At 40.0% G+C, this 19,274-nt stretch carries 20 protein-coding genes; 13 read left to right on the top strand and 7 right to left on the bottom strand.

The features are described from left to right. From V2H77_RS10250 to mdtD, 3 genes are all read left to right on the top strand, one after another. Nucleotides 1–196, top strand: a 196-nt coding sequence (locus tag V2H77_RS10250) for a hypothetical protein (protein WP_341498697.1), incomplete at its 5' end; no start/stop codon positions are given. A 143-nt stretch (nucleotides 197–339) separates the two neighbouring features. After that, nucleotides 340–1,032 carry a FadR/GntR family transcriptional regulator gene (locus tag V2H77_RS10245; RefSeq protein WP_341498696.1) on the top strand — a complete coding sequence of 231 codons (693 nt, stop codon included), beginning with the start codon at nucleotides 340–342 and terminating at the stop codon, nucleotides 1,030–1,032. Between the two features lie 69 nt (nucleotides 1,033–1,101). After that, a complete protein-coding gene (gene mdtD / locus V2H77_RS10240) occupies nucleotides 1,102–2,493 on the top strand; it encodes a multidrug transporter subunit MdtD (protein WP_088372739.1) in 1,392 nt (463 codons plus the stop codon). Here the strand turns inward: mdtD and rbsR are convergent. The 6 genes from rbsR to rbsD form a co-directional block, all read right to left on the bottom strand. Continuing rightward, complete coding sequence (gene rbsR / locus V2H77_RS10235; protein ID WP_341498695.1) at nucleotides 2,490–3,491, bottom strand: ribose operon transcriptional repressor RbsR; 1,002 nt, start codon at nucleotides 3,489–3,491, stop codon at nucleotides 2,490–2,492. The genes mdtD and rbsR overlap by 4 nt on opposite strands. A 2-nt stretch (nucleotides 3,492–3,493) precedes the next feature. Beyond that, entirely contained in the window at nucleotides 3,494–4,423 is a 930-nt protein-coding gene (rbsK, locus tag V2H77_RS10230) for a ribokinase (RefSeq protein ID WP_265380866.1), read from the bottom strand. A 63-nt stretch (nucleotides 4,424–4,486) separates the two neighbouring features. Beyond that, nucleotides 4,487–5,377 carry a ribose ABC transporter substrate-binding protein RbsB gene (gene rbsB, locus V2H77_RS10225; RefSeq protein ID WP_341498694.1) on the bottom strand — a complete coding sequence of 297 codons (891 nt, stop codon included), beginning with the start codon at nucleotides 5,375–5,377 and terminating at the stop codon, nucleotides 4,487–4,489. A gap of 24 nt (nucleotides 5,378–5,401) precedes the next feature. Further along, complete coding sequence (rbsC, locus tag V2H77_RS10220) at nucleotides 5,402–6,373, bottom strand: ribose ABC transporter permease (RefSeq protein WP_341498693.1); 972 nt, start codon at nucleotides 6,371–6,373, stop codon at nucleotides 5,402–5,404. A gap of 6 nt (nucleotides 6,374–6,379) precedes the next feature. Continuing rightward, the gene (gene rbsA / locus V2H77_RS10215) at nucleotides 6,380–7,885 is read right to left on the bottom strand and encodes a ribose ABC transporter ATP-binding protein RbsA (protein ID WP_341498699.1); all 1,506 of its coding nucleotides are present in this window, start codon (nucleotides 7,883–7,885) and stop codon (nucleotides 6,380–6,382) included. Between the two features lie 7 nt (nucleotides 7,886–7,892). Next, nucleotides 7,893–8,312: a D-ribose pyranase gene (gene rbsD / locus V2H77_RS10210; protein ID WP_341498692.1), complete on the bottom strand. Its 420-nt coding sequence runs from the start codon at nucleotides 8,310–8,312 to the stop codon at nucleotides 7,893–7,895. A 264-nt stretch (nucleotides 8,313–8,576) separates the two neighbouring features. On the opposite strand from rbsD, the gene ravA reads away from it, so the two are divergent. Together ravA and viaA are read left to right on the top strand one after the other, a co-directional pair. After that, a complete protein-coding gene (gene ravA, locus V2H77_RS10205; RefSeq protein WP_341498691.1) occupies nucleotides 8,577–10,073 on the top strand; it encodes an ATPase RavA in 1,497 nt (498 codons plus the stop codon). 4 nt (nucleotides 10,074–10,077) lie between these two features. Next, entirely contained in the window at nucleotides 10,078–11,535 is a 1,458-nt protein-coding gene (gene viaA, locus V2H77_RS10200) for an ATPase RavA stimulator ViaA (protein ID WP_341498690.1), read from the top strand. 5 nt (nucleotides 11,536–11,540) lie between these two features. On the opposite strand, the gene asnA is transcribed toward viaA, so the two are convergent. Next, nucleotides 11,541–12,533, bottom strand: a complete 993-nt coding sequence (asnA, locus tag V2H77_RS10195; protein ID WP_341498689.1) for an aspartate--ammonia ligase — start codon at nucleotides 12,531–12,533, stop codon at nucleotides 11,541–11,543. Between the two features lie 166 nt (nucleotides 12,534–12,699). Between asnA and asnC the strand changes: the two genes are divergently transcribed. From asnC to atpF, 8 genes are all read left to right on the top strand, one after another. Next, nucleotides 12,700–13,161, top strand: a complete 462-nt coding sequence (gene asnC / locus V2H77_RS10190; RefSeq protein WP_139655849.1) for a transcriptional regulator AsnC — start codon at nucleotides 12,700–12,702, stop codon at nucleotides 13,159–13,161. 91 nt (nucleotides 13,162–13,252) lie between these two features. Further along, nucleotides 13,253–13,693 (top strand): FMN-binding protein MioC, encoded by a 441-nt coding sequence (mioC, locus tag V2H77_RS10185; RefSeq protein ID WP_265515188.1) that lies wholly within the window; start codon nucleotides 13,253–13,255, stop codon nucleotides 13,691–13,693. Between the two features lie 380 nt (nucleotides 13,694–14,073). Continuing rightward, nucleotides 14,074–15,963, top strand: a complete 1,890-nt coding sequence (gene mnmG, locus V2H77_RS10180) for a tRNA uridine-5-carboxymethylaminomethyl(34) synthesis enzyme MnmG (protein ID WP_341498688.1) — start codon at nucleotides 14,074–14,076, stop codon at nucleotides 15,961–15,963. Between the two features lie 13 nt (nucleotides 15,964–15,976). After that, nucleotides 15,977–16,597 (top strand): 16S rRNA (guanine(527)-N(7))-methyltransferase RsmG, encoded by a 621-nt coding sequence (gene rsmG, locus V2H77_RS10175; RefSeq protein ID WP_088372752.1) that lies wholly within the window; start codon nucleotides 15,977–15,979, stop codon nucleotides 16,595–16,597. A 610-nt stretch (nucleotides 16,598–17,207) separates the two neighbouring features. Then, nucleotides 17,208–17,585, top strand: coding sequence for a F0F1 ATP synthase subunit I (gene atpI / locus V2H77_RS10170; protein WP_265380875.1), 378 nt, complete (start codon nucleotides 17,208–17,210; stop codon nucleotides 17,583–17,585). A gap of 30 nt (nucleotides 17,586–17,615) precedes the next feature. Next, nucleotides 17,616–18,440, top strand: a complete 825-nt coding sequence (gene atpB / locus V2H77_RS10165; RefSeq protein ID WP_049585023.1) for a F0F1 ATP synthase subunit A — start codon at nucleotides 17,616–17,618, stop codon at nucleotides 18,438–18,440. A gap of 53 nt (nucleotides 18,441–18,493) precedes the next feature. Next, nucleotides 18,494–18,733 (top strand): F0F1 ATP synthase subunit C, encoded by a 240-nt coding sequence (atpE, locus tag V2H77_RS10160; protein WP_000429386.1) that lies wholly within the window; start codon nucleotides 18,494–18,496, stop codon nucleotides 18,731–18,733. 58 nt (nucleotides 18,734–18,791) lie between these two features. After that, the gene (atpF, locus tag V2H77_RS10155) at nucleotides 18,792–19,262 is read left to right on the top strand and encodes a F0F1 ATP synthase subunit B (RefSeq protein ID WP_265380877.1); all 471 of its coding nucleotides are present in this window, start codon (nucleotides 18,792–18,794) and stop codon (nucleotides 19,260–19,262) included. The last annotated feature ends 12 nt before the right edge of the window (nucleotides 19,263–19,274 follow it).

The raw sequence follows: 19,274 nt of genomic DNA, 5'->3' as shown, positions 1-19,274 counted from the left end.
ATTAATTGTTAAAGAGCAGGCTGACATAAAAATTAATATTCTCGGTCAGCCGGGCTGCGTATACTACGCTTTTCGCCCGCAGAGTCAAGCGCTTATTCGCTTTTTCTCTGCCCGACCTCACAATGTTTATCAGCGTTGTGTCGGTCAGTGGTGGCGCATTATAGGGAGTTCTTTGACGCTGGCAAGTATTTATTGAAAAAAAACGGCCATTCGCAGTTTTTTTCAACAAAACCCGCATTTTTGCTTTTTTTTCATACGAAATTGATAGCATCGACAATAATTATTCCCAAACTAACGTACTATTAAGTAGACAAATGCGGGAAAGGGTTCAAATCTACTATGCAATTTAAAGAACAAAGAAAAGCTTCCCAGAAAAATCTTTCTTATTTTTTAGCTGAAAAAATCGGACAACAGATTTTGTCTGGTGAATATAAAGCTGAAACTATCCTTCCTGGTGAAATAAAACTCGCTGAACAATTTGACGTCAGCAGAACTTCTGTTCGTGAAGCAATAAAAATACTTGCAGCCAAAGGTATGCTATTACCTCGCCCACGTATTGGTACTCGAATCATGCCAACGATTCATTGGAACTTCCTTGATCAGGATTTATTAAAGTGGTGGATGAATCGTGACAACCTTAGTCAAGTTGTCGAACATTTCCATATGGTAAGACTAGCAATAGAACCACAAGCTTGCTTTCTTGCTGCACAAAATGCTACACAAAAACAAAAGAAGCAGCTCTTACAGATAATAGTAGATGAAATGTATCGACTAGAAGAAGATTTTAACCGGGAAAAATGGATAGAGATTGATTACCAGTTTCACTATACCATTTACAAATCTTGTGGAAATCCATTCTTATGCTCTTTTACCAACTTATTTCATCTGGTTTACCATAACTACTTCGAAGCTATTATTTCCAATAAAGTCGTAAAACTGGAAACTCATAAAACAATTGCTAATTCAATCATCCAAGGTGACAGTCACAACGCACTTCTAGCTTGTCAAAAGTTATTAACAGAGCGCGAATAATCTTATATAGTAGTGTTTTAGATTAATATCTAATCAAACGTTGGCTAAATAAAATAAGCAGGACTATTAATGGTAAAAACCGCTCGTAATATGGCGGGGCTACCCTGGATTGCTGCAATAGCTTTCTTTATGCAAGCCTTAGATGCAACAATTCTCAACACAGCATTACCCGCTATTGCTGAAAGCCTCAAACATTCACCTCTTGCGATGCAATCTGCTGTTGTCAGCTATACTCTGACTGTTGCTTTGCTAATTCCAGTCAGCGGCTGGTTAGCCGATCGTTTCGGCACCCGCCGGATATTTATGTTTGCTGTATCCTTGTTTTCTTTAGGTTCCCTTGCCTGTGCTTTGTCAGGCAATTTGGCTTTTCTAGTTGTTTCTCGTGTAATTCAAGGAATTGGCGGCGCAATGATGATGCCAGTTGCCCGCCTTGCTTTATTACGTGCGTACCCGCGCAGCGAACTTCTACCTGTTATGAATTTTGTCACCATGCCAGGGTTAGTAGGGCCAATTCTTGGTCCTATGCTCGGTGGGTTATTAGTCACTTATGCTACCTGGCACTGGATATTTATTATCAATATTCCAATCGGTTTACTGGGGATTATTTATGCTAAAAAGCATATGCCTAATTTTACGATGCCAAAACGTTCATTCGACTTCTTCGGTTTCATACTTTTTGGACTGAGTTTAATAATGGTTTCTATCAGTTTGGATTTACTAGGAGAGAGTTCGTTACCAGGCTATATACCTCTGACAATTATGGTTGGTGGTTTTATGATATTATTTGGTTATCTAATGCATGCTAGAAAACAAACCCAACCCCTTATTAGTCTGAATTTATTCCGTATTCGCACATTTTCCATTGGTATTATCGGTAATATTGTTACACGCCTGGGAACTGGTTGCATGCCTTTTCTGATGCCTTTGATGCTACAAGTTGGATTTGGTTATTCAGCCGTCATTGCCGGAATGATGATGGCGCCAACAGCTATCGGTTCTGTTTTAGCCAAATCTTTCGTTACCAATGTATTAGCCCGCTTTGGATATCGTAAGACACTGGTTAGCATAACAATCATTATTGGATTAATGATTTCTCAATTTTCACTACAATCACCAGAAATGCCTACTGTACTTTTAACTATTCCACTATTTTTACTGGGTATGGCTGTATCCATTCAATTTACTTCAATGAATACCATTACTTTAGCTGATTTAACCGACAATAATGCCAGTTCAGGAAATAGTTTATTAGCTGTAACTCAGCAGTTATCTATTAGCTTCGGTGTTGCTGTAAGTGCAGCTATTCTTCGTTTCTATGAGTCTATGCCTTATGGAACGGTTGTTGATCATTTCCACAGCACTTTTATTACCGTAGGAATAATCACTTTACTCGCGTCTTCCACCTTCCTGTTATTACATAAGGAAGATGGAGATAATATGCTCAAGAAAAAGGACACTTAAGGACGAGAAACTGAGCTACGTTCAATCAGCGTTGGAGTTAATACTAACAATTTAGGATCACTCTTTGGGTTATTCATCCGATAAAGCAAAGTATCAACAGCGAGCTTTCCTAATTCATCTTTGGGCTGATGAATAGTTGTCAACGGTGGGAGCATATAAGGGGCAAGGTCGATATCATCATAACCAATGATGGAAATATCATCCGGCACAGAAAGCCCCGCCTGGTACAGAGCCTGATAAGCGCCAACGGCCATTGCATCATTTCCGGCAAAAACAGCTTCTGGCGGTTCTTGATGTTGCAGCAATTTCTGCATTGATTCAAAACCACCAGCAAATTCAAAATCACTGTAAATTTCATATCCGTCAGGAATAATAAGGCCAGCATTTGCCATTGCCTTCCTATATCCCTGTAATCGATGATTAGCAGGCGTTTTATCTTGTGGACCTGCAATACAAGCTATTTTTTTAAAACCACAGCTAATAAGGTGTTTAGTAGCTATCTCACCCCCCAATAAGGAGTTGTCCTGAATAATATCGCTGACAATATCAAATGGAGACCAATCCATCATAACTATCGGTAAAGGAGGATAACGGCGTAAAACATCACAGGAGCTGTGTTGATTTTCAGTACACATAATCAGCACCCCATCTACTCGCTTTTGCAGCAAAGTTTCCATGCTGTAATCCATTCGTTTGGCATCACCTTCTGTATTACACAAGATAAGGCTGTAACCACGCTCATAACAACTTCGTTCAACCCCTCTTACAATTTCAGCATAAAAAGGATTATTACTGGTCGTTACCAGCATACCAATGGTTTTGGTTTGCTTGATCTTAAGACTTCGTGCAAGCGCTGATGGAGCATAATTCAATTGTTCAATCGCATCATTAACTTTCTTTTTTACACCATCACTGACATAACGATTATTATTAATAACATGAGATACAGTTGATGTAGAAACGCCTGCAAAACGAGCAACATCTTTCATTGTAGCCACAGTTAGTCCTGTTCAGTTAAAAATGCATCAATTTCATTTCGCCACGGGACGGAAGGCTGAGCTCCCTGACGGGTTACCGCTATCGCAGCAGCAGAATGAGCAAATCGTATGGCAGATAACATGGATTTTCTTTCCAACAATGCTGTCACCAGCGCACCGTTGAAAGTATCTCCTGCCGCAACAGTATCTACAACGTTAACTTTAAATCCCGGAACAATTTTTCCTTTCTGACCTCTTTCACTCAACCACACGCCACGGCGACCCAATGTGATAATTACCGTTTCAATACCTTTATCATGCAATATTTGAGCCGCATTTTCCGCATCTGAATCATTTTCTACTTTAATTCCAGTGAGATATTCCGCTTCAGTTTCATTCGGTGTAATGATATCCACCAGCGAGAGCAATTGATCAGATAATTTTCGGGCCGGCGCCGGATTGAGTATTACTTTTGTATTATTTTGTTTAGCTATTGTTGCCGCAAGTTGTACTGTTTCCAATGGAGATTCAAGTTGCATTAACAATACATCTGCTTCCTCAATAATATTTTGGTAACGATAGAAATATTCTGGTGTCAGCGCTGCATTAGCGCCTGCATTGATACCAATAACGTTTTCACCTTGCTGATTAACGAAAATCAACGCTACACCCGTTGTTTCTCCTTTAATCACTTCAATGCCAGAAGTTTTAATATTATCCTTTGCCAATTGCTGACAGATACGAAAACCAATATCGTCCTCACCAACACAAGCAATAAATGTAATATCAGCACCGCTGCGGCCTGCTGCTACCGCCTGATTAGCGCCTTTCCCACCAAAAGCAACCTGATATTGTTCCCCAATCACCGTTTCCCCTGGACGAGGGAATGACTTAAGATTCAAAATATGGTCAGCATTAATGCTGCCAAGCACCGCAAGTTTTGCTGTACTCATTACATTTATTCCTTTTCAATTATGCCGTCACCACCATCAATGAGTAACGGCACAAATACCGATTTATTTTTTAATAACTAACTCCAATTCCACAGGGATGACGGCTTCAACTTTTTCGCCTTTCAGCACTTTATTTGCAATCTGAATACCCACGATACCAATTTGATCAGGACGCTGAGCGATTGTCGCTCCTAGTTTTCCTCTTTGAACAGCTTCGATACCATCTTCAGTACCATCAAAACCAACAACTAATACATCACTTTTACCTGCTGTCTGTAAGGCACGCAAAGCACCTAATGCCATTTCATCATTCTGAGCAAATACAGCTTGTACAGCCGGATGAGCTGTCAGTAAGTTCTGCATAACGTTTAGTCCCTTGGTACGATCGAAATCAGCAGGCTGACTAGCCAACACACTGAATTTATGTTCCTGCACTACCTTATTAAACCCTTCACCACGTTCACGGGCGGCAGAAGTACCAGCAATACCTTCTAGCTGAATAATTTTGGCTCCATTCCCCAATTTTTCGGCGATAAAATCACCCGCTATTTTACCACCCAAGCGGTTATCAGAAGCAATATGACTAACAACAGTACCTTTATTCGCTATCCGATCTAGAGTAATGACCGGAATTTTGGCATTGTTAGCCATAATAATGGCATTACCAACAGCATCGGAGTCAGTCGGGTTAATTAACATAAGTTTAGTACCACGTACCGTCAAATCTTGAACATTAGCTAATTCTTTCGCTGGATTATCCTGAGAATCCAACACAATTAGGTTATAGCCCAACTTATCCGCCTCTTTTTGAGCGCTATCTTTCATTGCGACAAAGAATGGATTATTCAGTGTAGAAATGACTAACGCGATAGTGTCTTTCGCCAATGCATTTACACTTACAGTCATACTTAGCGCAACAGCAGATAAAATTGTGACTAATTTCTTCATTTTCATCGTGTTATTTCCTGTAGGGTGAGGTTATTTACCACTTTTGTTATCAACCAGAACTGCCAACAATATTACAATTGCTTTAACAATCATCTGATAGTTAGAAGAAATACCTAATAAGTTTAAGCCATTGTTTAAAAAACCGAGAATTAGCGCACCAATCAGAGTACCAATAATTAAACCCTTACCACCAGCCAGTCGAGTTCCTCCCAATACTACGGCCGCAATAGCATCTAATTCATAACCGCCTCCCGCCATAGGTTGAGCGGAAGAAAGACGAGCGACTTCAATAATACTTGCCAATGCCGTTAGTAAGCCGCATAAGGAGTAAACGATAATTTTAATTTTATCGATATTGATACCAGACAAACGGGTTGCCGATTCATTCCCCCCCAAGGCATAAATATAACGACCTAAACGGGTGTGATGCAGGATATACCATGCAATAACAAAAACTATCAACATCAGCCATATTGGAGTAGGAATTCCCAGTGGACGGCCAATACCAAACCAACCAAACAGATCCGCATTATCACTGAATCCTGTATTTATTGGGCTACCATCAGTATAGACACGAGTGATTCCACGAAGTAACAACATCATGACCAGAGTGGCAATAAAAGCCTGTACTTTACCTTTAGCAATTATTATTCCTGTACAAGCACCAATTGCAGCACCTAAAGCCAAAGCACTCACGATAGCCGCCAGAGCATTAACTTCCGTACCAACCAATGAAGCTGCTATTGCACCTGTTAACGCAAGCAATGAACCAACAGACAGGTCAATACCTGATGTCAGGATAACCAATGTCATCCCAACGGCCATAATGGCATTGACTGATGTTTGTTGCAGAATATTAAACAAATTATTCAAAGTGAAAAAATTTTGGCTAAGAGAAGAAACTACTGCTATCAGCACTAGCAACGCAATCAGTGACTTTTGTTTCAGTAACCACTCTTTAGTGAACCAACGTTTAAATGTCGGTGATATATTAGAATTCATACTGAATTACTCCTGAATCGCTCCATATTGTTTGCCTACAGCCGCTGCCATCAAAATTTCTTGAGTTGCCTGTTCAGCAAAAAATTCTCCACTGATCTGGCCTTCACACATAACCAAAATACGGTCACTCATTCCTATCACTTCTGGCATTTCGGAAGAAACGAGAATGATACTTAGCCCCTCCTTCTTGAATTGATTAATTAACTGGTAAATTTCTTTTTTTGCGCCAACATCTACACCACGCGTAGGTTCATCCAGAATAAGAACTTTTGGTCTGGTCATTAATCCACGAGCAATAGCTACTTTTTGCTGATTACCGCCAGAAAGTAAACCAATAGCTTGTTCCATTGAAGGTGTCTTGATACTAAACAATTTAATAAAGTCACTAACTGTACTCTGTTCTTCTTTATGATTAAGACCACCTAACCGATTACTGAAATAACGTAAGGCAGTAAGAGACATATTCTCTTTAATTGACATTCCCAAAACTAAGCCATCACGTTTACGATCTTCTGAAATATAAACAATCCCACACGCTAACCCATCCTGAGGATTACGAATTACAATGGGAGTTCCATCCAGCATGATTTGCCCTTGAGTTTTTGGCAACGCACCATAAAGAATTTTCATCAATTCAGTGCGGCCAGCCCCCATCAGACCTGATATGCCCAAAATTTCCCCGCTATATAGGGAAAAACTGGCATTTGTCACTCCGGGACCAGAAATCTGCTTAACTTCAAGTCGTTCTTTACCCCGAGGTAAATTCAAGCGAGGATACTGATCTTCCAGTTTTCGCCCAACCATCATTTCAATCAGGGTCTCTTCTTTTAGCTCTTTTACCGGCTTTTCACCAATAAATTGCCCATCACGAAATACCGTCACATCATCGCAAATTTCAAAAATTTCTCTCAAACGATGGGAGATATAAACAATGCCACATCCCTGAGATTTTAGTTCATGTATTACACGAAATAATGATTGAGTTTCTGTATCGGTCAGCGCATCAGTTGGCTCATCCATAATGATAACTTTGGATTTAAAACTCAGCACTTTAGCGATTTCAACCATTTGCTGGTCACCGATAGAAAGTTCCGTTACTAGACGGCGACTGCTGTAATTCAAATTTAATTTTTTTAACAGGCGATCTGCTTCCAGATACATTTTTCTCCAGTCAATCGCACCGAATTTGTTAACAAATTCACGTCCCAGAAAAATATTTTCAGCAATGGTCAGTTGAGGAATAAGATTTAATTCCTGATGGATAATCCCGATACCCGCTTTCTGAGAGGAGCCAGGGCCAGAAAAAATCACTTCTTTTCCTAGATAATGAACCGTACCTGTATCTCTGGTATATATTCCAGTCAACACTTTCATCATCGTGGATTTACCTGCGCCATTCTCCCCTACCAGCGCCATCACTTTACCCGGGTAAACACGTAGTGCCGCGTCAGATAATGCCTTGACGCCAGGAAAAGATTTACTAACTCCTTTTAGTTCCAGTACAGGCTGCATCATCACCTCAGAAAGTCACACCAGCACAAAGGATAATATTGGCATAAGGAGAATGCTCTCCTGTGCGAATCACCGCTCGGCTATGTTTTGTTTTCTCTTTCAACATATTATGACTAATATAGTTTACAGTAATTGAATTCCCTTGCTGTTTCTCAAGCTCTTTAATTTGAGTTAATATTAATTGATATATCAAAGGATTATGGTCAATTATTTCCTCAGCTAAAAATGCAGCTTCAATCTGCATTTCTTGCGTAATGACATTAAGAACGGATATAAGGCTAGGAATTCCCTGGGTTAGCGCTAAATCAATCCGCTGGGCTAAAGAAGGAATTGGTAATCCAGCATCACCAATTGTAATCTGGTCAGTATGCCCTAGCTGAGAAATTACGGCTGAAATTTCAGAATTAAGTAATACACCTTTTTTCATTTTTTTATTCCATTAGCGAAACGTTTCGCTATTTATTAATATAGAAAGTAATATTTAAAATGCAACATTAGTGATACAAAAGTGTGATCGCTATCGAAACGTTTCGATAATAAAAGAAATGAAGATAAATGCTAACTTATTGAATATTTGATGCTGAATCGATTTTTAAGATAAATATTGTCTGTATCAACAAATAATGATTAAAATCTATGGGGAAGGCTAATTAGGTTTTATCTAATCCAACAGATAATATTGGTACGAATTATGCTATTAGCAGAAAAAATAGTTCACTTAAGTCACTATCTGGAAAGTGGTTTGTACGAAAGACAACAGACTATTCGTTTATGTTTGCTAGCGGCATTATGTGGAGAAAGTGTTTTTCTACTCGGTCCTCCTGGTATCGCAAAAAGTTTGATAGCCCGCCGATTGAAATTTGCGTTTCGTGATGCCAGAGCATTTGAATATCTGATGACTCGCTTCTCAACCCCCGAAGAAATTTTCGGTCCTCTTTCTATTCAGGCACTGAAAGAGGAAGGACGCTACCAACGTCTAACCAACGGATATTTACCTGAAACTGAAATTGTCTTCCTTGATGAAATATGGAAAGCCGGTCCGGCAATTCTAAATACTCTACTGACGGCAATTAATGAAAGGAAATTCAGGAATGGGGATATAGAAGAGAAAATTCCAATGCGATTACTTGTAACCGCATCCAATGAGCTGCCTGAAGCAGATAACAGCCTGGAAGCTCTCTATGACAGAATGCTAATTCGTATCTGGTTAGATAAAATTCAGGATAAAAAGAATTTCCGAGCGTTACTCACTAGCCATAAAAATGAAAATGATAACCCCGTACCGGCCGACATTCAGATAACAAGTGAAGAATTTCACCAATGGCAAAAAGAGATTGATAAAGTCGTTCTACCAGATAGTTGTTTTGATATTATCTATCATCTACGCCAACAACTCGATACAACAGAACATTCACCTTACGTTTCAGACAGGCGCTGGAAGAAGGCTATTCATTTATTACAAGCCAGTGCTTTCTTCAATGGCAGAAAAGAAATATCTCCTCTTGATTTAATATTGCTAAAAGATTGTTTGTGGCATGATATTCACTCTTTTAAATTATTACCTCAGTTCCTGAATACCCTCATAACCGAACAGGCATATCAGCAAAGAGTATTATCTAAACAAATTGATTCGCTTTATCACCAGTGGATTCAAGCTCGTCAGGATAAAAATGATCAGCAGGCGTTAAAACTGGAAAAACAAACCCGTTTGCTTGGACATAAAATACAATATTCGCTACCCGATCATATCAATGAAGAAAAATTGATTCTATTTCTACATATACCTCTTCATCTCCATGATATTAAAGTCAATTTTATTGAATTAGAAAAAAAAGCGCTCAATACTTGGATAAACAAAGGCGGAGAACTATCAGCCCGTCTGAACGGCATTGGTTTCCCACAAAACATAGCAGCCGAAGTTAATTCAGCACATCAGCCAGAGATTTTTGATATCAGCCGTCGTTCATCCACGCTATATTTACCAGACTGTCAGCATCAGCAAAATGAAGAAAACAGTGAGTGGCTGGAAAGATTAGAAAAAATTAATCAAGAGATCCATCACCAACACCAACTATTTAATCAGCATCAACCATGTCTGTTTATCGAAAGCCATTGGCTTGCTGCGATAGAGCAAAGCTTTATCCAGTTAACCGATAAAATTAACCAATTTAAAATAAAAATAGGTTAATTAAATGATTAGTCTGGTAACCCTTGATCTTTTGCTGTCAATAAATGAAGGAGAAATGATAGAAGAGATCATATTAACGCTTCTAGCTTCACCTCAATTAGCTATCTTTTTTGAAAAATATCCTCGTTTAAAACGCGCTCTATTACAGGATATCCCTGGCTGGAAACACGATTTACAGCAAAGAATTAAAGAAGCGCTCATTCCTGCAACTCTGGCAGAAGAATTTCAGTTATATCAACAATTACTGTCTGCTAACACAAATCATTTTTACCTTAAACTTCCCGATATCTTAGAAACCCTGAATCGAATTGAATCCCCTTTTAGTGAAGAAGCACAGAAACTCGCAACCAACACCATTGCTGATTCAAATACATTACAAACCCTATTTATTCAACGATGGAGGATCAGTTTGATCCTGCAAACCACAACCTTTCATAAGCAATTACTGGAACAAGAAAAAGAGCAACTACTGGCAGAATTGCAACAAAGGCTAACACTAAGCGGTAATCTTGATCCTGTTTTTAGTGAAAATGATAGGGCAGCGGGACGATTATGGGATATGAGTAAAAGTCAGTTATATCATTTCCAAAATGATAATCAGTTATTAATTCGCTATAGTGAATTTCTTCGCCAGCAGCCGGAACTGGAAAAATTAGCTCAATTACTTGGGCGTAGCCAATCTGCAAAATCAAAACCACAGGAAAATCATTTTTTCGAACCATTTACTATAATCGAACGAACACCCGATACCGTTCCTGAACAGGTAAATGGAATCGGACAAAGTGATGATATTCTACGTCTATTACCGGTAGAATTGGCGATATTAGGAATTGAAGATCTGGAATACGAATTTTATCGCAAATTAGTAGAAAAAAAACTCCTGACCTATCGCTTACAAGGGGATAACTGGCAAGAAAAAACAACATTACGGCCAGTTACTCATTATAGCCAAGAAGAAAAACCACGAGGGCCATTTATTATTTGTGTCGATACTTCTGGTTCTATGGGGAGATTTAATGAAAAATGCGCCAAAGCCTTTTGTCTGGCACTGTTACGCATCGCTCTAGCTGATAATCGTAACTGTCATATCATGCTATTTACGACAGAAATTGTGCACTATGAACTATCCTCACCAGATGGTCTGGAGCAAGCTATTCGTTTTCTCAGCCAAACTTTCAAAGGAGGGACAGACCTCACTTTCTGTCTGACAAGCACAATAGAAAAAATGAAAGAACAACATTGGAAAAATGCTGATGCTGTTGTTATCTCAGATTTCATTGCCCAGCGTCTGCCGGACTCACTAATCCATCAGATAAAAAATCTGCAACTGCATCAGCAACACCGCTTCCATGCGGTCTCCATGTCCCAATATGGCAAGCCCGATATCATGCGGATATTCGATCATATCTGGCGCTTTGATACCGGACTTAAAAGCCGTTTACAGCGAAAATGGCGTCACTAATTGAATCAAAGCATATCTTCTACAGTTTCGCGTACTTCTGGTGACCAAATACTGCATTGAACCTGACCTATATGTTTCATTTGCAGTAGTAACATCACTAAACGAGATTGACCGATACCACCACCAATCGACTGTGGCATGTCACCTTTGAGTAACGCCTGATGCCAATCATATTGTAAACGCTCTTCATCACCAGTCAGTGCTAACTGACGCTCCAGTGCTTCTGCATCAACACGGATACCCATAGAAGAGATTTCAAAGGCATCTTCCAAAACAGGGTTCCAGACAATGATGTCGCCGTTTAGACCAGCAAAACCATCACAGTTTGGTGTCGTCCAGTCATCATAATCAGGCGCACGGACATCATGAGATTGACCATCGGATAATTTCGCACCAATACCTATGAGGAAAACAGCGCCCAATTCTTTAGCAATAGCACGTTCACGGCCTTTTGCATCCAGATCCGGATAACGGCTCAAAAGTGTTTCACTATGAACAAAGTGAATTTGATCTGGCAGGAACGGTGCCAGACCAAACTCTTTGCTGACAGCTTTTTCTGTTTCTTTTATTGCTTCGTAAATTTTACCGACTGTCTGTTTAAGATAAGCCAGTGAGCGTTGCCCATCTCCCATCACTTTTTCCCAATCCCATTGATCAACATAAACAGAGTGGATTGGTGTTAAGCGATCCTCATCAGGACGCAATGCTTTCATGTGAGTATAAAGCCCTTGTTCAGGCTGAAAGCCAAAACGACCCAGGGTTTTACGTTTCCATTTAGCCAGCGAATGTACTACTTCGAAAGTTGAATCCGGCAAAGTTTTCACTTTTACCTGAACAGCTTTTTCATGGCCAGACAAGTTGTCCTGAATACCATCTCCCAAACAACTAAGGATTGGCCCTTGCACTTCAATCAGACCCAGTTTGCTTTCCAGCAGACGGGAAAAAAAGGATTTCACGAAACTGATTTGTTGCTGCTTTTCAATAAACGACTTTTTCATAATGTTATTCTCTAATTTTTTAGGTGGCCCTGATGTCCTGTTGGAAACATTAAGCAATAAAATGAGGGATAAATTCAATATACTTTAATAAAAATAGCCTTTATGATTCATAAAATTCATTTTTAATACTAAAAAAATGAAAATTCATTAAAAAACGAGGCTGAAAATGGCGGAAATTTATCAGATCGACAATCTAGACCGTGACATACTTCACGCTTTAATGGGCAACGCACGTACACCTTATGCCGAACTAGCAAAGAAATTTGCGGTCAGCCCAGGAACAATTCACGTTCGTGTGGAAAAAATGAAGCAAGCAGGAATCATCACCGGTACCAGAGTGGATATCAGCACGAAACAACTTGGTTATGATGTGTGCTGCTTTATTGGGATTATTCTTAAGAGTGCTAAAGATTACCCATCAGCCCTGAAAAAACTAGGCAACCTAGATGAAGTGGTTGAGGTTTACTACACAACAGGCCACTACAGTATCTTTATTAAAGTTATGTGCCGTTCAATTGAATCCCTTCAAGATGTACTTATCAACAAAATACAGACTATCGATGAAATTCAATCAACAGAAACCCTGATCTCCTTACAAAACCCGATCATGCGAACAATCAAGCCATAAAATAAAATTTGTTATAACCATATTATCCACAGGTAGATCCCAACAGATTCACAGCGTACAATAGCAACTCTTGAAATCTGTTGGGATCACTATGGTCACTATTACCTTAATCAGCGGTAGCACAATGGGCAGTGCTGAATACGTAGCTGAACATATGGCTGAAATTTTGGAAAATGTTGGTTTCTCTACTGAAATGCTACACGGCCCCTCTTTAGATGAGCTTCCTCAGGAAGGGATCTGGCTAGTCGTCACATCCACACATGGGGCAGGAGAATTGCCAGAAAATATACAACCATTGGCAGCAGAAATTTCTGAACAAAAACCTGATCTCAGCAAGGTAACGTTTGGCGCTGTTGGCCTTGGTAGTTCTGAATACGATACTTTTTGCGGTGCAATAAGATCATTTGACCAATTATTGATAGAAAATGGCGCCAAACGCCTAGGTGATCGTCTGGAAATTGATATTCAACAACATGAGATCCCCGAAGATCCCGCTGAAGAATGGGTTAAAAATTGGGCGAAGTCACTCTAATAAGAACAAAAAAACAGCAAACGATTGTGGATAACTTATCTAAAAAGCCGGGGTTAACCCGTAGTTATCCATAGTATAACTATCTGGCAATGATCACCTTGTGAATAACCATCAATTTAGATCCCAGTTTATACCTCGTGGGATCACGGATCATTCACAACAAATGATCCTTTACAGCTTTATGATCTTTCTAAGGAAAAATAACTTATCCACAAAAGATCATGATCCTAATAAAAGATCTAATAAACAGATCTTTAAATAAAAAAGATCTTCTTTTAATTACCAGCGATCTTACCCACTTGGTCTATCGCCAAAACTTGAGTAGAATTCTCTTCCCCTAATACAGCACTGAGCATTCTTATAACTAAAGGTTCATCACCATGTTTTATCCAGAACAATTTGACGTCATCATTATCGGTGGTGGTCATGCCGGTACTGAAGCTGCTATGGCAGCTGCTCGTATGGGCCGTCAAACCTTATTACTGACCCACAATATTGACACTTTGGGCCAAATGTCATGTAACCCAGCTATTGGCGGGATCGGTAAAGGACATCTGGTTAAAGAAATTGATGCTCTTGGTGGTTTAATGGCTAAAGCGACTGACCAAGCCGGTATTCAATTTAGGACTTTAAATGCCAGTAAAGGGCCTGCGGTTCGTGCAACACGCGCCCAAGCGGATAGAGTTCTCTATCGTCAAGCTGTGCGTATGGCGTTGGAGAATCAACCTAACCTGATGATCTTCCAACAACCTGTAGAAGATCTCATTGTTGAAAATGACATAGTGACCGGTGCAGTAACACGCATGGGCCTCAAATTCAGAGCCAAAGCTGTTGTTTTGACTGTGGGAACATTTCTTGACGGTAAGATCCACATTGGTCTGGAAAATTATAGTGGTGGAAGGGCCGGTGATCCCCCAGCAATTTCATTAGCACAGCGCTTACGTGAGTTACCCTTACGTGTAAACAGATTAAAAACAGGAACACCACCACGTATTGATGCCAGAACGATTGATTTTAGTCAGTTAACGCAACAATTAGGCGATAATCCAACACCTGTATTCTCTTTCCTTGGAAGTGTGGAACAACATCCACAACAAATACCGTGTTATATCACCCATACAAATGAAAAAACGCACGACGTGATCCGCAATAATTTGGATCGTAGTCCAATGTATGCCGGGATCATTGAAGGGATCGGCCCACGTTATTGTCCTTCAATCGAAGATAAAGTCATGCGTTTTGCGGATCGTAATACTCACCAGATCTTCCTTGAGCCTGAAGGATTGACCAGTAATGAAATCTATCCAAATGGTATTTCTACTAGTTTACCATTTGACGTACAGATGCAAATTGTCCACTCCATGAAAGGAATGGAAAATGCTCGCATTATTCGTCCTGGTTATGCAATAGAATACGATTTCTTCGATCCAAGAGATCTGAAACAAACATTAGAAAGTAAATTTATCCGCGGTCTATTCTTTGCTGGACAAATTAACGGCACTACGGGTTATGAAGAAGCTGCTGCTCAAGGTCTTCTCGCGGGCCTTAATGCAGCTCGTTACGCTTCAGAAGAAGAAGGTTGGTTCCCTCGCCGCGATCAAGCTTATATCGGCGTTTTAGTTGACGATTTATGTACTTTAGGGACTAAAGAACCCTATCGTATGTTTACTTCTCGAGCTGAGTATCGCTTGATGTTACGTGAAGATAATGCAGACCTACGCTTAACAGAAAAAGGCCGTGAATTAGGATTAGTAGATGATTTACGTTGGGAACATTATTGCCGTAAAGTGGAAATGGTTGAACAAGAACGTCAGCGTTTACGTAATATTTGGATTCACCCTAATTCAAATAATCTTGATGACATTAACAATATATTAAAAACGCCATTGTCGAAAGAAGCTAATGGTGAAGATCTACTGCGTCGTCCTGAGATGAATTATGAACTTTTGACCTCGTTGCCTCTGTTTTCCCCAAGTCTTGAAGAACTACAGGCCGCTGAGCAGGTTGAAATTCAGGTTAAATACGAGGGATATATTGCCCGCCAGCAGGAAGAAATTGAAAAACAGCTACGTAATGAAAACACATCATTACCGGTTGATCTTGATTACCGCCAAATCAGTGGCCTTTCTAATGAAGTTGTCGCCAAACTCAATGATCATAAGCCAACTTCAATTGGTCAGGCTTCACGTATTTCAGGGGTAACGCCTGCTGCAATTTCAATTTTACTTGTGTGGTTGAAAAAACAAGGATTATTACGCCGCAGTGCCTGAGGGGATTTTGATTGTGCTAAACAAACTAGAATTGTTGCTGACCGAAGCAGGAATAGAGCTGTCACTACAGCAGAAACAGCAGCTTGTAGCCTATGTTGATATGCTCAATAAGTGGAATAAGGCTTACAATCTCACATCAGTACGTGATCCAGAGCAAATGCTGGTACGTCATGTTATGGACAGTATTGTTGTCAGCCCTTATCTGCAAGGTCATCGTTTCATCGATGTGGGGACAGGCCCTGGGTTGCCAGGTATTCCGTTAGCTATTGTCCGTCCAGATTCTCATTTCACATTGCTGGACAGTTTAGGTAAAAGAGTGAGATTTTTGCGTCAGGTTCAGCATGAACTTGATTTGATAAATATCGAACCAGTGCAAAGTAGGGTTGAAGCGTATTCTTCTGAGCCGCCTTTTGATGGTGTAATAAGCCGTGCTTTTGCTTCATTGCAAGATATGGTCTCTTGGTGCAGTCATTTACCTGAACCTATTCATGGGCGTTTCTATGCGCTTAAAGGTATGCTTCCAGAAGAGGAACTGACTATGTTGCCTCTTGGAATTTCTGTCGATTCGGTTATTAAATTAGAGGTTCCTGAACTGGAAGGACAACGTCATTTGGTTATCCTTAAATCAAACTGATTTTGTTATTTGTCAATAAAGTTATAAATAATTAGTGATGTTGAGCACAATTATACTGTAATCGACATCGTTAATTATGGTTTGCCTCGTTTCAGCTTTAATTTACCGAGTTATTACATAAAAATAACGTTATCTTGATATTAAGATAGTTGAACCTTTGAAAATCAGATAAAGCGTTTTTTCATCAGATTCACTCTTTTAAACTGGCTAGAAATTAGCTGAGTGATTTAAATCAATAATATAATCACTCTTTTGTATGAAATTAAATTAAAGAATTGATTTTATTATTAATTTTATTTATTTTTGTTTCCTGTGAATGTTAAAGATAATTAACAAATAAAAAATTTATGTGATTTGAATCACATTTAACTCTGAAATATATGAAATTATAAAAAACAAGAAATCAGCACAATTATTAGCTTGCAATCTGGCGCCAAAATAAAAAATTTAAATAATTGTTCACCTTTTCGCTACTTATGGATTGAATTCATTTTGGCGGCCCGTATAATTTGCACGTTTTTGTCACTTGACACTCTTAAGCAAAGGCAGTTTTATACAACATTTAGCAAAACCTGATATGCAAGGCGTGCAAGGGGAGAAAACAAAAGTCATGTCTGTATCCCTTTACAGCGGTAAAATTGCACTGAAGCTGCTTTTTTTGCAGTTAATGACTTTTGTTGTTCTCAGTGTGGCTTTTTGTACCAAAAGTATAGAATGGGGCGCTTCTGCTTTTGCTGGTGGGTTAGCATGTTGGTTACCTAATGCCGTATTCATGCTGTTTGCCAGTTTTCAAAAAGCAAAAGAAGAAGAGGTTCCTGTACGTATTGCATGGTCTTTCGCTGTTGGCGAAGGGTTGAAAGTTATTATTACGATAGCTGTGCTGGTTGTTGCTTTAGGCGTGTTTAAAGCGGCGTTTGCACCACTAGGTTTAACTTATTTAGCGGTGCTGATTGTGCAAATCATCGCACCTGCTGTGATAAACGGTTAGGTTTTCAACAATAAAAGGGTAAGAGGCATCATGTCTGCATCAGGAGAAGTTTCAACTGCAAGGGACTACATAGGCCACCACCTGAATAACCTTCAGTTGGACCTACGTACCTTTGAGTTGGTCGATCCCAACTCTGGTGGTTCTGCAACGTTCTGGACGTTGAACATTGACTCGCTTTTTTTCTCAGTCGTATTAGGGATTTTATTTCTGTATGTATTCAGAAAGGTTGCGGTTAATGCCACCAGTGGCGTACCTGGCAAACTTCAGACTGCTATAGAATTGATCATGGGTTTTGTTGATAACAGCGTTCGTGATATGTATCACGGCAAGAGCAAAGTTATTGCCCCCTTGGCGCTAACAGTGTTCGTTTGGGTGTTATTAATGAACGTGATGGACTTATTGCCAATCGATTTTCTCCCTTATATCGGTGAACATGTCTTTGGTTTACCTGCTCTGCGTGTCGTGCCAACAGCAGATGTCAGTATTACCTTGTCGATGGCTATCGGTGTTTTTGTCCTCATCCTCTACTACAGCATTAAGATGAAAGGGATTAGTGGTTTTACAAAGGAGCTGACTTTACAGCCTTTTAATCATCCACTGTTTATTCCAGTTAACTTAATTCTGGAAGGCGTTAGCTTGCTTTCAAAACCGGTATCACTCGGTTTGCGACTGTTTGGTAACATGTATGCGGGTGAATTGATCTTTATTCTTATAGCTGGTCTGTTACCGTGGTGGTCGCAGTGGTTACTTAGCCTACCTTGGGCTATTTTCCACATACTGATTATTACGTTACAAGCCTTTATTTTCATGGTTCTGACGATTGTTTATCTGTCGATGGCATCTGAAGAACATTAATTTTTTACCACAATAACTAACTGTGTTTTAACTGAAACAAACTGGAGACTGTCATGGAAAACCTGAATATGGATCTGCTGTACATGGCTGCCGCTGTAATGATGGGTCTAGCGGCAATCGGTGCTGCGATCGGTATCGGCATCCTCGGAGGTAAATTTTTGGAAGGCGCTGCTCGTCAGCCGGATTTAATCCCTCTGCTGCGTACACAGTTCTTTATCGTTATGGGTCTGGTTGACGCCATCCCAATGATTGCTGTGGGTCTTGGCTTGTACGTAATGTTTGCTGTCGCGTAGTTTGTAGAAATTATCTGAAACTACGTCAACTCATTAATTTTAAAAGAGGTATTGTGCTGTGAATCTTAATGCGACAATCCTCGGCCAGGCCATTGCGTTTGTCCTGTTTGTGATGTTCTGTATGAAGTTCGTATGGCCACCAATCATGGCGGCCATAGAAAAACGTCAAAAAGAAATTGCTGACGGTTTAACTTCTGCGGAACGAGCCAAAAAGGACCTGGACTTAGCGCAAGCCAATGCGACCGACCAAATGAAGAAAGCGAAAGCGGAAGCTCAGGTCATCATTGAACAGGCTAATAAACAAAAAGCCCAGATCCTTGATGATGCGAAAGCGGAAGCCGAGCAGGAACGTAACAGAATCGTAACGCAAGCTCAGGCAGAAATTGATGCCGAACGTAAGCGTGCTCGGGAAGAGTTGCGTAAACAGGTCGCTATGTTGGCTATCGCAGGTGCCGAGAAAATCATCGAGCGTTCCGTGGATGAAGCTGCTAATAGCGACATCGTTGATAAACTGGTCGCTGAACTGTAAGGAGGGAGGGGC

Source organism: Photorhabdus sp. P32 (assembly GCF_038085095.1).
In the GTDB taxonomy this organism is placed as follows: Bacteria; Pseudomonadota; Gammaproteobacteria; order Enterobacterales; family Enterobacteriaceae; genus Photorhabdus; species Photorhabdus luminescens.
The sequence above is the reverse complement of the archived record's forward strand: the minus strand, read 5'-3'. Positions and strand labels throughout refer to the sequence as shown.